The organism is Streptomyces sp. NPDC000410 (genome assembly GCF_040300305.1).
Lineage (GTDB): Bacteria > Actinomycetota > Actinomycetes > Streptomycetales > Streptomycetaceae > Streptomyces.
Genome location: NZ_JBEPDM010000010.1, coordinates 41,219 through 54,729 on the forward strand (window position 1 = coordinate 41,219; position 13,511 = coordinate 54,729).

General features: G+C 72.5%; 11 protein-coding genes. 5 read left to right on the forward strand and 6 right to left on the reverse strand.

Going from position 1 to position 13,511, the window contains the following annotated elements; translation table 11 throughout:
* Positions 1–3 precede the first annotated feature (3 nt).
* A complete protein-coding gene (locus ABT342_RS14325) occupies positions 4–3,294 on the forward strand; it encodes a S41 family peptidase (protein ID WP_351572147.1) in 3,291 nt (1,096 codons plus the stop codon).
* 518 nt (positions 3,295–3,812) lie between these two features.
* Here the strand turns inward: ABT342_RS14325 and ABT342_RS14330 are convergent.
* From ABT342_RS14330 to ABT342_RS14345, 4 genes are all read right to left on the reverse strand, one after another.
* Complete coding sequence (locus tag ABT342_RS14330; protein ID WP_351572150.1) at positions 3,813–4,025, reverse strand: hypothetical protein; 213 nt, start codon at positions 4,023–4,025, stop codon at positions 3,813–3,815.
* A 97-nt stretch (positions 4,026–4,122) separates the two neighbouring features.
* Entirely contained in the window at positions 4,123–5,025 is a 903-nt protein-coding gene (locus tag ABT342_RS14335; protein ID WP_351572153.1) for an SDR family oxidoreductase, read from the reverse strand.
* Positions 5,022–5,948 carry an alpha/beta fold hydrolase gene (locus ABT342_RS14340; RefSeq protein ID WP_351572155.1) on the reverse strand — a complete coding sequence of 309 codons (927 nt, stop codon included), beginning with the start codon at positions 5,946–5,948 and terminating at the stop codon, positions 5,022–5,024. Before ABT342_RS14340 ends, ABT342_RS14335 begins: the two co-directional genes overlap by 4 nt.
* Positions 5,945–7,465, reverse strand: a complete 1,521-nt coding sequence (locus ABT342_RS14345) for a flavin-containing monooxygenase (RefSeq protein WP_351572157.1) — start codon at positions 7,463–7,465, stop codon at positions 5,945–5,947. The genes ABT342_RS14340 and ABT342_RS14345 overlap by 4 nt, the downstream gene beginning before the upstream one ends.
* A 166-nt stretch (positions 7,466–7,631) precedes the next feature.
* Between ABT342_RS14345 and ABT342_RS14350 the strand changes: the two genes are divergently transcribed.
* Entirely contained in the window at positions 7,632–8,252 is a 621-nt protein-coding gene (locus ABT342_RS14350) for a MerR family transcriptional regulator (RefSeq protein ID WP_351572444.1), read from the forward strand.
* A gap of 96 nt (positions 8,253–8,348) precedes the next feature.
* Here ABT342_RS14350 and ABT342_RS14355 read toward each other — a convergent pair whose 3' ends face one another.
* Complete coding sequence (locus ABT342_RS14355; RefSeq protein WP_351572160.1) at positions 8,349–9,359, reverse strand: DUF6528 family protein; 1,011 nt, start codon at positions 9,357–9,359, stop codon at positions 8,349–8,351.
* 84 nt (positions 9,360–9,443) lie between these two features.
* A complete protein-coding gene (locus ABT342_RS14360; RefSeq protein WP_351572163.1) occupies positions 9,444–10,241 on the reverse strand; it encodes an exodeoxyribonuclease III in 798 nt (265 codons plus the stop codon).
* Positions 10,242–10,292: 51 nt separating this feature from the next.
* Between ABT342_RS14360 and ABT342_RS14365 the strand changes: the two genes are divergently transcribed.
* The 3 genes from ABT342_RS14365 (at position 10,293) to ABT342_RS14375 (ending at position 13,498) form a co-directional block, all read left to right on the forward strand.
* Complete coding sequence (locus ABT342_RS14365) at positions 10,293–10,772, forward strand: GNAT family N-acetyltransferase (RefSeq protein WP_351572166.1); 480 nt, start codon at positions 10,293–10,295, stop codon at positions 10,770–10,772.
* 207 nt (positions 10,773–10,979) lie between these two features.
* Positions 10,980–11,927 (forward strand): trypsin-like serine peptidase, encoded by a 948-nt coding sequence (locus tag ABT342_RS14370; RefSeq protein ID WP_351572168.1) that lies wholly within the window; start codon positions 10,980–10,982, stop codon positions 11,925–11,927.
* A 95-nt stretch (positions 11,928–12,022) separates the two neighbouring features.
* Positions 12,023–13,498 carry a hypothetical protein gene (locus ABT342_RS14375; RefSeq protein ID WP_351572170.1) on the forward strand — a complete coding sequence of 492 codons (1,476 nt, stop codon included), beginning with the start codon at positions 12,023–12,025 and terminating at the stop codon, positions 13,496–13,498.
* Positions 13,499–13,511 lie beyond the last annotated feature (13 nt).

Below are 13,511 nucleotides of genomic sequence, written 5' to 3' on the forward strand. Positions count from 1 at the left end.
GGAGTGAGCGACGACGTTTCGTATCTCCGCTTTCCGCATCTGCACCAGGACACGCTGTGCTTCGCGGCTGAGGACGACCTGTGGGTCGCCCCCCTGGTTCCCGCAGGTCAGCGCCCCGGCCGTGGCTGGCGGCTGACCGTCGACCGGACCCGGGTCGGCCACCCCCGCTTCTCCCCCGACGGGCGCCACATCGCGTACACGACCTGGCGCAGCCTCGATCCCGAGATCCATCTGGCTCCGGTCGACGGCGGGCCCGCACGGCGGCTGAGCTACTGGGGGTCGACCGACACCCGGGTGTGCGGCTGGGACCCGGACGGCAACATCCTGGCGGTCTCCTCGCACGGCCAGCCGTTCTCGTACTACTCCTGGGCCTACAAGCTGCCCACGGACGGCCACCCCGGCGCGCGCCTGCCCTGGGGACCGGTCTCCGACATCGCGGTCGCCGACCGCGACGGCAAGCACCTCACCCTCCTGCTCACCGGCAAGCCGCCGCACGAGCCGGCCTCGTGGAAGCGCTACCGGGGTGGGGCGACGGGCCGGCTGTGGCTGCACGGGGAGCGGCTGCTGGCGGACATCGGCGGCCATCTGGACTGCCCGATGTTCGTGGACGGCCGGATCGCCTTCCTCTCCGACCACGAGGGCGTCGGGAACCTCTACTCCTGCCTTCCCGACGGCACGGACCTGCGCCGCCACACCGACCACGACGCCTTCTACGCCCGGCACGCCTCCAGCGACGGGCACCGCGTCGTCTACCAGTGCGCGGGCGACCTGTGGATCGTCGAGGACCTCGGGCCGGACGGCGAGCCGCGCAAGCTGGACGTACGGCTCGGCGGGCCGCGCGCCGGGCGGCGCAGGTACCAGGTCCCGGCCTCCAGCCACGTCAACGGCCTCTCGGTCGACACGACGGGGCGGGCCAGCGCCGTCACCGTACGCGGCAGCCTGTACTGGCTCACCCACCGCGACGGACCGGCGCGGACCATCACCGACACCCCGGGGGTGCGGGTGCGGCTGCCCGAGATGCTGGGCACCGGCGGGCAGGTCGCGTACGTCACCGACGCGGAGGGCGAGGACGCGATCGAGATCGCGTATCTGCCGCGCGCGAGCGGCGACCGCGAGCCGCGCAGGCTCGCCTCCGGGGAGCTGGGCCGGGTGCTGGAGATGCACGCGTCCCCGGACGGCGAGCGCCTCGCGATCGCCTCGCACGACGGCCGGCTGCTGCTCGTCGACGCCACGGAGGAGTCTGGGGGCACCTCCCAGGCCGAAGGCTCTGGGGGAGGCGAGGTGACGGAGCTGATCCGGTCCGACAACGGCCCGGTGCGCGATCTCGCCTTCTCGCCGCTCGGGAACTGGCTGGCCTGGTCGCACCCGGGCATCGGGCGTTCGCTGCGGCAGATCAAGATCGCCCGGATCACCGGGCCGCCGGAGTCCCGGACGGTCGTCGACGTCACCAACGGGCGCTTCGAGGACGAGAATCCGGTCTTCACGCGCGACGGCCGCTATCTGGCGTTCCTGTCGTGGCGGGGCTTCGACCCGGTGTACGACGTGCACACCGGGGACCTGTCGTTCCCGCTGGGCTGCCGCCCGTATCTGGTGCCGCTGTCGTCGGCGACCCCGTCGCCCTTCGCACTGCTCCCGGACGGGCGGCCGGCGGCGGGCGGGCTGGATCCGGCGGAGGCCGAGGCCGGCGAGGGCGCCGCGATGGTGGAGGTGGAGGGGCTGGAGAGCCGGGTCACCCCCTTCCCGGTCTCCGCGTCGAAGTACTCGGCCCTGCATCCGGTCAGCGGCGGCGGGCTCGTCTGGCTGCGCTGGCCGATCTCGGGCGCGCTCGGCGAGACCTTCGCCAACCCCGCCGACCCCTCGACCCGGCCGACCCTGGAGCACTTCGACATCACCAAGGCCCGCAAGACCGAACTCGTCCAGCACCTTGACTGGTTCTCGGTCAGCGGCGACGGTACGCGGCTCGTGCTCGTCGACGACGGCGAACTGCGTGCGGTGCCCGCGACCGAGTCGGGCGACAGCGACTCGACCGTCTATCTCGATCTGCGCCGGATCATGCACCACGTCGACCCGGCGGCCGAGTGGCGGTGCGCGTACGAGGAGGCCGGGCGGCTCATCCGCGCGTACTTCTGGGAGCCGGACATGTGCGGCATCGACTGGAACGCGGTGCTGGACCAGTACCGGCCCCTGGTCGAACGGGTCGCGTCCCCAGACGAGTTCGCGGATCTGCTGCGCGAGGTCCTCGGGGAGCTCGGCACCTCGCACGCGTACGTCACTCCCGCGCGGCGCAACGAGGGCCCGCCGCACTACCAGCGGGCGATGGGCCTGCTGGGCGCCAACCTGATCCACCGGGAGGAAGGCTGGGTCGTCCGGCGCATCCTGCCCGGCGAGTCCTCCGACTCCAAGGCGCGCTCCCCGCTGGCCGGTACGGGCATCCGCGAAGGTGCCGTACTCACGCATGTGGACGGGCGGCCCGTGGATCCGGTGACCGGTCCCTACCCGCTGCTCGCGGCCGCGGGCGGGACGACCGTGGAGCTGACCTTCGAGCCGTCCGAGGGCGAGGGGCGGGCCCGGCGGGTCGCGATCATCCCGCTCGTCGACGAGCGGCCGCTGCGCTACCAGGACTGGGTGGCCAAACGCCGTGCGGTCGTACGGGAGATCAGCGGCGGCGAGTGCGGGTACCTGCACATCCCGGACATGGGCGGCTCCGGCTGGGCACAGTTCAACCGCGATCTGCGCGGCGAGATGTCCCGTCCCGCGCTGATCGTGGACGTACGCGGCAACGCGGGCGGCCACATCAGCGAGCTGGTCATAGAGAAGCTCACCCGCAAGATCCTCGGCTGGGACCTGACGCGCGACGCCCAGCCCGTCTCGTACACGTCCAACGCGCCGCGCGGCCCCGTCGTCGCGCTCGCCGACGAGGCGACCTCGTCCGACGGCGACATGATCACGGCGGCGTTCCGGCTGCTGGGCCTCGGCCCGGTGGTGGGCCAGCGCACCTGGGGCGGGGTCGTCGGCATGACCGGCCGGCACCGGCTGGGGGACGGCACGGTGATCACGGTGCCGATGAACGCGGCGTGGTTCGACGAGTACGGCTGGTCCGTCGAGAACCACGGCGTCGAACCCGACATCCACGCCGAACGCCCCCCGCTGGACTGGGCCGAGGGCAAACGCACCGACCTGGAAGCCGCGGTCCGCGTCGCCCTGGACCGCCTGAAGCAGTACCCGGTGTCGCGCCCTCCCGGCTACGAGTCGGTCCCGGACCTGCGCCGCCCGAAGCTGCCACCGCGCGGCTGATTGCCCGGGGCTTCGCCCCCGGACCCCGGTCCCGGACCCCGGTTGCGCCGCGTCTTCCCGGACCCCGGTTGCGCCGCGCCGGCCGGGCGGGCAGCGGGCCGGCGGGTAGGGGGAGTTGCCCCTCCCCGCCCCTTCCCGAAACCCTGACGGGACAAGGGGGCTGCCGCCCCCGGCCCCCCGCTCGCGGCAGCTTCGCGCCGCGTGTGGGCACCGCCGGCATGTGCGGCGCGGAAAGGCCGGAGCGCAGCCTTGACTTCCGCCGCCCCGGCCCCGCTCGCGGCAGCTTCGCTGCGCCCCGCCCCCGCCGCCATGTGCGCCGCGGAAAGGCCCGAGCACGGCCCCGACCTCCGCCACGTGTGGCGCCGCAGACCTCCGAGTCGCCGGACCCGAGGACCCGGCCCCCCGCTCGCCGGCGGCTTCGCGTCGCGTGTGGGGCATCAACTCGGCCGGAGGCCATGGCGGATACGAAAGGGGCGCACCCCGTGCACGGGGTGCGCCCCTTTCGTCAGCCGCGGACGTCAGGCGTCGTAGTCCTGGTCGAAGCGGTCCTGCTCCTCCTGCTGGAGGCGGCGCTGCTCGTCGGTCATCTGCTGCGGCCGCTGCTTCGTGCGCTCCTGCGGGGAGCGCGGCTGGGAGCGCGACGGTTCCGGCTTCGCGTTGCCCTGCTTCTGCTTCGCCTGCTGCTGCCTGAGCTGCTCCGCCTTGTCCTTGAACTGGTCCTGAATGCCCATCTGGTCCACTCCTAGAGGGGTGTGAGAGGGGAGGGAGCCGTGTCGGCCCCCTCGGCCTCGACCAGCCTGGCATGCACGGACATACCGCGCATTTCGATCAATGACGCTCCGTACGGACCTCCGCGCGCCCCTCACGTTCGTGCTCGTCAGCCGCCCCGCCCGCACCCACCAACCCCTTGCCGACCCCGCCCAGCCGCGGCTCGAAGCGCCGCATCTCGCGCTGCCCGACCGTCGCGATCAGCCCCGGCAGATATCCGCGCACCGACTGCATCCCGCGCAGCCACCACTGCGCGTACACATGCGCCGAGCGCCGTTCGATCCCGGCGACGATCCGGTCCACCGCCGGCCCGAGCGGATACGTACGGTTCGACGGCCACGGCAGCCGCTGCCGCAGTTCGCGCATCACCTCGTCCTGGTCGGCGCCGCGCACCATGTCCGTGTCCGTCCAGGAGAGATAGCCGACCCCGACCCCCACTCCCTTGTAGCCGACCTCGGCCCGCAGACTGTGCGCGAAGGCCTCGACGCCCGACTTGGACGCGCAGTACGCCGTCATCATCGGCGCCGGGGTGATCGCGGCGAGCGAGGCGATCTGGAGGAAGTAGCCCCTGCTCTCCATCAGCACCGGCAGGAACGCGCGGGCCGTGACCGCGCCACCGATGAGGTTGACCTCGATGACCCGCCGCCACGCCGCCGGGTCGGACTCGGCGAACGGCCCGCCCGACGCCACGCCCGCGTTGGCGACGACGATGTCGACCTTGCCGAAGCGCTCCTTGACCTCCTGGGCGACCCGCGCCATCGCCTCGTGGTCGGTGACGTCCGCGTACCAGTGGTCGCAGTCGGCGTGCAGCCGGCCCGCGACCTTCTTGAGCTCGTCCGGCTCCAGGCCGACGAGCGCGACCTTCGCGCCGCGCGCCGACAGCTTGCGGGCCAGCAGCTCACCGACCCCGCGCGCCGCACCTGTGACGACGGCGACCTGCCCTTCGAGGCTGACCCTGCTCATGCTGCTTTCTCCTCCGGCTTCAGATGTACGTCGACGAGTTCACGGATCTTCGCGCTGACCGCCTCCGGGGCCTCCACCGGGGTCATGTGCCCCATGCCTGTGAGCTCCGTGAGCCCCACGCACTCGGGCAGCGCGGCGGCCAGCGCGCGGGCGTGGACGAGCGGGGTGAGCCGGTCGGCGGTGCCCGCGATGACGGCCGTGGGCACGTTCAACTCCCTTACGCCCGCGTCGAGATCGAGCTCGGCGAGCACGTGCGCCCAGGCCACCCGGGTGGGGCGCGGGCAGGCGTGCACGATACGGGCGCACTCGGCGACCCGCTCCGGTGCCGAGCCGGGCCCCATCGTCCCGTACCGCAGGATCCGCCGGGAGAGCGGAGTGACCGGGCCGAGCGGTGCGCGCGAGCCGAGGATCGCGCGCGTGAGGCGGGTGCGTACGGCCCCGGGGCGCATCGGCAGGACCAGCGATTCGGCGACCAGTCGTGAGCTGCCGGTGCTGCACAGCAGCGCGGCGGCCGCGTGCTCGGTGAACTTCGGCCGTCCGGCGGCCGCCATCAGCGTCATACCGCCCATGGAGTGCCCGGCCAGCACCGCCCTGGTGCCGGGTTCGAGCGCGGTGGTGAGCACGGCCTCCAGATCGTCGGCCAGCGCCCGGGTGCTGTGTCCGTCCTTGGAGGCGGCGGGCGAACGGCCGTGCCCGCGCTGGTCGTACGCGATCACGCGGTGATCGGCGGCCAGGTCCCGGATCTGCGCGGTCCAGAACTGCGTCGAGCACGTCCAGCCGTGCGAGAGCACGACGGCGGGCGCGCCCTCGGGGCCGTACAGCTCCACATGGACGCGGGCGCCGTCGGCGGAGACGGCGGTCAGTTCGCGGGTGGCGACGGGCGGCGCCGGCTCGCCGCCGCCGCGCTGGAGCAGGCGGCTCACTTCACGGCCTCCTCTGCGACACGCCCGGCCTTGCGTGCGTCGCGCGGCGCGCGGATGACCTCGTACTCCGCGAGGTCCACTTCGCGGGTGTGCCGTCTGAACTCCCCGGTCGTACCGGGCCAGACGGTGGTGTTACGGCCGCTCGCGTCCAGGTACCAGCTGGTGCAGCCGCCCGTGTTCCACACCGTGCGCTTCATGCGTTCCTGTACGCGGCGGTTCCAGGCGCCGACGGCCGACGGCCGGGCGCCGAGCGCCACCCGCCCGCCGAGGACGCCGAGCTGGCGCATGTAGTCGGCCATGTAGTTCAGCTGCGACTCGATCATCAGGATCATCGAGCTGTTCCCGAGGCCCGTGTTGGGGCCGATGATCGTCATCCAGTTGGGGAATCCGGCGGCGGTCGCCCCGCGCAGCGCCTGCATTCCGCCCTTCCACGCCTCGGCGAGCGTCTGCCCCTCCGCGCCCACGACCCGCTCGGCGATCGGCATGTCGGTGACGTGGAACCCGGTACCGAAGATGATCGCGTCGACCTCGGTCTCGGTGCTGTCGGCGGCGACGAGCGTCGAGCCCCGGATCTCCGTGAGGCCACTGGCGACCACGTCCACGTTGGACTGTGCGAGCGCCGGGTAGTACTCGCTGGACAGCAGGCACCGCTTGCAGCCGATGCGGTACGACGGCGTCAGCTTGGCCCGCAGCGCCGGGTCCTTGATCGCCTTGCGCATGTTGGCCTTGGCGAGCGACTCGATGAGCTTGAGCTCGTTCGGCCGCTTGGTGAACGCGCTGACCTGCAACTCCCTTATGCCCCAGAGCAGTCCACGGCGCGCGGCGGTGGTGAACGGCAGCTGCCGGTGCAGCCAGCGCTCCACCCCGCTGATGCGCCGGTCCATGCGCGGCAGGACCCACGGCGGGGTGCGCTGGAACAGCGTCAGCCGGCCCACCTCGGGCTGGATCGCGGGCACGATCTGGATGGCGGAGGCGCCGGTGCCGATCATCGCGACGCGCTTGCCGCGCAGGTCGTAGTCGTGGTCCCAGCGGGCCGAGTGGAAGACCTTGCCGGGGAATTCGGCGAGACCGGGGATCTCGGGGATCTTCGGGTCGGAGAGCGGCCCGGTGGCCGAGACCACGACATCGGCGGTGAGTGTGCCGCCCGAGGTCTCGATCTCCCAGCGCAGCTCGTCGCCGTCCCAGCGCATCATCGTCACTTCGTGGCGGAAGCGGATGTGCGGGCGGAGCCCGAAGACGTCGGTGACGTGCTCCAGATACGCGCGTATGTGCTCCTGGCCGGAGAAGGTGCGCGGCCAGTCGGGGTTGGGGGCGAACGAGAACGAGTAGAGATGGGACGGTACGTCGCAGGCGCACCCCGGATAGCTGTTGTCCCGCCAGGTCCCGCCGACCGAGTCCGCCCGTTCCAGGACGACGAAGTCGGTGATCCCCTCGCGGCGCAGCCGGACGGCGGCGCCGAGGCCGCCGAAACCGGATCCGATCACCGCCACGCGTACGTGCTCGTGCTGCTGGCCCATGCTGCCGCCGCCTCCCGAACGCCTCAATCACACTCAACCACGCCAGTAATCACTGGCACGATGGGGAGACTAGAGCCTCTCCATACCAAGCGGTAGGGGTAGGACCCCACAAGTTACCGGCGGTACAACATAGGCTTCCGCTGTGGCAGAAGGACGCGAGTACCGCATGGAGGAGCTGGCCGAGGCAGCCGGCATCACGGTGCGCACCCTGCGCTTCTACCGCGAGCGGGGTCTGATCCCGCCGCCCCGCCGCCAGGGCCGTATCGCCTGGTACGACGACCACCACCTGGCCCGGCTGCGCACCATCGCGGCCATGCTGGAGCGCGGCCACACCCTCAGCGGCATCGCCGATCTCGCCGCCACCATCGAAAGCGGCCGGGACGTCGGCGAGGTCCTGGGCCTCGGCGAACCGAGCGAGGAGACCCCCGTACGCCTCACCCCGGAGGAGCTCGCCGACTACTTCGAGGGCGAGGTCACCCCGGAGAACCTCGCCACCGCCCTCGACCTCGGCTACCTCGCCCCCGACGGCGACGAGATCGTCCACATCAGCCGACGCCTGCTGGACGTCTCGGCGGCCCTGGTGAAGGAGGGCGTCCCGCTCGCCGCGGTGCTGGCGGCCGGGCGCGAGGTGCGCGCGCACGCGGACGCGCTGGCGGAGCTGTTCACCGCGCTGCTGCGCAGCCACGCCGAGGAGAAGGACATCCAGCGGCTGCGGCCGCTGGCGAAGAGCGTGGTGGAGGCGGAGCTGTCGATGGCACTGGACAGGCGGCTGCGGGAGCCGTCCTGAGCGCGAGGCGCGCCCGCCGCCGTCGTCCCGCACGCTGCCGTCCGCGCACGCCGCCCGTATCCCCGCACGCTGCCGTCGGCACCCGCGCCGCCGCCCTCACACCCGCACGGGCAGCCACCACCGCGCCTTGTAGATACCGCCGTTGACCAGCCGGTACGTCCCGCCCGGACGATGGACGGTCACATTCCGCGTCCACCAGGTCTCTTCGAGACCGCTCTCCGGCACGGTGGACGCCACCCGCCCCGTCACCGGGTCGTTCCCCACCGCCTTGACGTTCGCCCGGCTGATGTCCGCGGCGCCGGCGAAATCCCGGACGAACGCCTTCCGGCTCTTGGAGTACTGGAGGACCTCCGTCCCGGTCGTCACCCACAGCCGGTCGGGCCGCCCAGCGACCTGGAACAGATCGTGCCCGTGCGGCGTGGGCAGCGGGATCTCGTACGCCACGCCGAGCGTCGGCCTCGCGGCCGTACCGCCCGCCCTGAGCGCGACCAGCCGGTCCCCGCCGAGGGCCCACAGCACCCGGCGCTCCGGGTCCCACTGGAGCCCGTGCGCGTCGTCCAGGGTGTACGAGGCGAACGGCACCTCACCCGGGCCCTGCGAGGCCGCGTAGAGCCGGACCACGTCGCCGGTGCTCCCGGCGACGGCGACATTGCCGTCGGGCAGCAGCTCGATGCTGTGCGGGTTGTGCCGGATGGTGCCGGGCGAGAGCGTGCCGCCCCAGTAGCGCCTTCCGGAGGGGTACTCGACGACGGCGGCGAAGCCGTACGAGGCCGTGGTCAGGACGTAGGTCCGGCCCCGGTGCGTGCGCACCTTCGCCTCGTCCGGGTGGACCCAGCTGACGGCCGGCCGCAGGTCGGCGTATCGGGCGTCCCCGAGCGGCGAGAAGGCCCACTTCACGGCCGACGGGTCGGTGGCCGGATCCCAGCCGACCCGCGCGCCGTCGAGGAGCAGGATCCGCTTGGATGCCTGGTCGGTGAGAAGGACGTCGGGGGTGCCGGGCGGCGCGGGGGCCGCCACCGCAGGGGCGCCCGGAGCGCCCGGCAGGCACAGGAGGCCGAGGACGCCGAGGAGGGCGGCCATGACGATACGCACGCGAGGGGGTCGCATGCCCCCTCAGCCTGCCGGACCGTGTCCGGGGCGTCACGCACCAAAGTCCGCCATTCACGCGGGCACTGACGGATCCTCAGCCGCTCAGCGTTCGAAGACCGCCGTGACCGGCGCGTGGTCGCTCCACCGCTCGCCGTGGCTCGCCGCCCGCTCCACGTACGCCTTCACGCACGCACCGGCGAGCCCGGGCGTCGCGACGAGCAGGTCGATGCGCCAGCCGGTGTCGTTGTCGAAGGCACGGCCCCGGTAGGACCACCAGGAGTACGGCCCCTCCTGCTCGGGGTGCATCGCGCGGACGACGTCGACGTAGCCGGCCTCGTCGTAGACCCGGCCCAGCCACTCGCGCTCCTCCGGGAGGAACCCGGAGTTCTTCTTGTTGCCCTTCCAGTTCTTGAGGTCGGCCTCCTGGTGGGCGATGTTCCAGTCACCGCAGACCACGACCTCGCGGCCCTCGCCGGCCGCGCGCTCCTTCAGGCCCTTCAGATACGGCAGGAACTCGTCCATGAACCGGATCTTCTCGTCCTGCCGCTCGGTGCCGACCTCACCGGACGGGAGATAGAGGCTGGCCACCGTGACGCCGGGCAGGTCGACCTCGACGTAGCGCCCGCTGCCGTCGAACTCCGCGCTGCCGAATCCGACGCGGACCGCGTCCGGCTCGCGGCGGGTGTAGACGGAGACACCCGCGCGCCCCTTGGCGGCGGCGGGGACATGGACCACGTGCCAGCCGTCGGGGTCGCGCACCTCGTCGGGGAGCTGGTGGGCCTCGGCCCGTACCTCCTGGAGGCATACGACATCGGCGGAGGTCTCCGCCAGCCACTCCACAAAACCCTTCTTCGCGGCGGCGCGCAGACCGTTAACGTTGACGCTGGTCACAGTGAGCATCCCGGCACCATATCCGAGACCCCGGATGTGCATAGATGTACGATTGTCGGTATGCATATACGGCCGATCGCCTACGACCACCCCGACGCGGTGAAACTCAACGACCAGGTACAGCTCGAATACGCCGCGCGTTACGGCGACGGGGGCGATCTCACACCGCTCGACCCGTCGATGTTCGCCCGCCCGCACGGGCTCTATCTGCTCGCGTACGACGCGCTGGACCGCCCGGTCGCCACCGGAGGCTGGCGCACCCAGGACGAGAACGACGAGGGGTACGCGGACGGCGACGCCGAGCTCAAGCGGATGTACGTGATCCCGGAGGCGCGCGGCCTCGGCCTGGCCCGGCGCATCCTGGCGGCCCTGGAGGAGGACGCGCGCGAGGCCGGCCGGACCCGGATGGTGCTGGAGACGGGGACCATGCAGCCGGAGGCGATCGGGCTGTACACGTCGAGCGGGTACGAGCCGTGCGCGAAGTTCGGCTACTACCGGGAGTACGAGAACAGCCGCTGCTTCGCGAAGCCGCTCACGTAGGCAGTTCGCACGAGCCACGCACGCCGGCAGCCCGCACAAGCCGCTCACGCACGGCGCTCGCGCACCGCGACGCGCTCGCGCCGGCCGCCGACGCAGCTGCTGACGCGCTCCTGACAAGCCCGCCACCTTCTGGCACGCTGCCCTCACGTACGTACGCCGATCCGCACCGCTCCATCCCCCACCCTGCCCCGGCAGAAGGAGACATGCGTGAGACGCCATCGCACAGCCGCAGGCATCCTGTTAGCCGTCACCGCCCTGCTCACGACGGGCCTGTCCACGGCCACGGCGGCCACCCCCGCACCGGTTCCGACGCACGCCCCGTCGGCCGCGGAACAGCGGAAGGCGGCCACCTTCTGGACCGCCGGGCGCATGCGCGCCGCCACTCCGCTCGACCTGTCGCTCACTCCCGGCGCGCTGAAGACCCTCAAGGCTCCGAAGCCGTCCGGCGCCCCGACGACCATCGCCCCCACCGCCTTCCCTCAGGCGGGCGGCCCGTGGACCGGCGGCGGGGCGGTCGTGAAGACCTCGGGACGGGTGTTCTTCACGTTCCAGGGACGTACCGCGTCCTGCTCCGGCAACGCCGTGACCAGCCAGAACGCGAGCACGGTGATCACGGCCGGGCACTGCGTCAAGTACCAGGGCAGCTGGCACACCAACTGGGTCTTCGTGCCCGCCTACGCGAACGGCAGCGCGCCCTACGGCCAGTGGGCCGCCTCGAAGACGCTCACCACCCCGCAGTGGGAGGCGAGCGAGGACATCAACTACGACATCGGCGCGGCGGTCGTCGCACCGCTGAACGGCCAGAAGCTCACCTCGGTCACCGGCGCGCAGGGCATCCAGTTCAACGGCGGCTACAACAAGCAGATGTACGCCTTCGGCTTCCCGGCGGCGTCGCCGTACGACGGCACCAAGCTGATCTACTGCTCGGGGAACTCCTCCAAGGACTTCCTCTTCTCCCAGGACCACAGCCTCGGCTGCAACATGACGGGCGGCTCCAGCGGCGGCCCCTGGTTCACCGGCTTCAGCGAGGCGACCGGCACCGGGCTCCAGGTATCGGTGAACAGCTTCGGCTACACCTTCCTGCCGAACCGGATGTTCGGCCCGTACTTCGGCAATGACGCGAAGGCGCTGTACGACAAGGCGCAGGCGTCCTGACGGACCGACACCCGGCCGGCGGGGCGCACGTCCCGCCGGCCGCTCCCCGGCGCACCCGTTCCTGACGCGGCGACAGACCGTCGCATACTCGTCCGATGACAACAACAAGACGGAGATCGAGGCTGCACCGCGCGGGCACCCGGTACTTCCACGAGATAGAGAACCGGCTGACGGGAGTCTCAGGACCGGGCGTTCCCCCCGACAACGAGGCGGGGGTCATCGGCTGGGGCACGTCCTGGCGCATGCAGGGCTACGTGATGATGGCCGAGCGCACCGGCGACCCCCGCTACGCCGAGCGCCTCGCCGAGCTGATCGACCAGGTGCTGGCCGCCCGCGACGACGTACGAGGCATCGCGGACCACCGCGGCCGCAGCCGCCCGGTGTGGAGCACGGCCGGCAAGTTCACGGCCACGACGGCCGTCGTACCGGACACCGAGGGGCGCCCGGCGCTCGAAGTGACGGTCTGTCCGCCGCACACCCAGAACATCCGGGTGACCGTCGGGCCGGGGCCCGAGGGCCGGTTCTCCCTCACCGTCGGCGGCGGCCGGCGCGACAAGCCGTTCACCGTCCCCGACCTGAGCCTCGACCCCGCCCATCCCCGCCGGGCGGACCGCGCGGTCTACGAGGCCTACGAGCAGCGCAGCGGCGTCACCGCCCGGCTGCTGAACACCGACGCGACCGGAGGCGCGACCGCGACCGCCGCCCCGGGCAGCTACACCCCGCGCCCTGCGATGGTGGCCCTCGCCGCCCAGACCGGCATGATCACGTACCCGATCGCCGGGCTGGTCCGCCTCGCCCGGGAGCAGCCGGACGCGGTGCCCGCGTCCGTACGCCCCCGCCTGGACGGCTACCTCGACGCGGTGATCCGCGCGGTGCGCGCCCACGACGAGCAGTGGGGCACGACCGCCGACGGCCGGGGCTTCTACCGCTGGCTGCCCGACGAGCCCGTCTCCTTCGCGGGCGCCGAACTGCCCACCAACGAGTTCCTGGCGATGGGCCGCACCCTCGTCCAACTGGCCGCCGTCACCGGCGACGAGGACCACATCGAGCGCGCCGCCGCGATGGCCCGCGCCCTCCACGGCGACCTGACCGTCACCGGCGGCGTGGCGACCTGGCCGTACTGGCCGAGCTTCGGCCGCGTGTACGAGGGCTGGACGGCGACCGGGTCGCCCACGACGGACGGCTCGTACTACCGCCCCGCGTACGCCCCCGTCACCGTCCCCGAGGACGTGACCCACGCCCTGATCGACATCGACTTCCTCTGCCTCTACCAGGGCACCCCGGGGCTCCCCACCGTGTTCACCCCCGAGGACCTGCGCGCCGTCGCCGCCACCTTCACCGAGCACGTGGTCCAGCGCCGCCGCCTGCGCTCCCGCGTCCGCCACGACGTCGGCGGCGCCGGCCGCCCCGGCACCGACCGCCAGCAGGCCCATGTCGCCGGCTGGCTCCCCCTGCGCCAGTGGTCGCCCCAAGTCGCCCGCCAGGTCCGCGCGATACAGCCGACCCTGCCCCCGCCGCCCCTGATGGGCGTCGACACGTACTGCGGCGCGCTGCTGGCCCGCTGGGGCTGACGCCCCTAGGGGG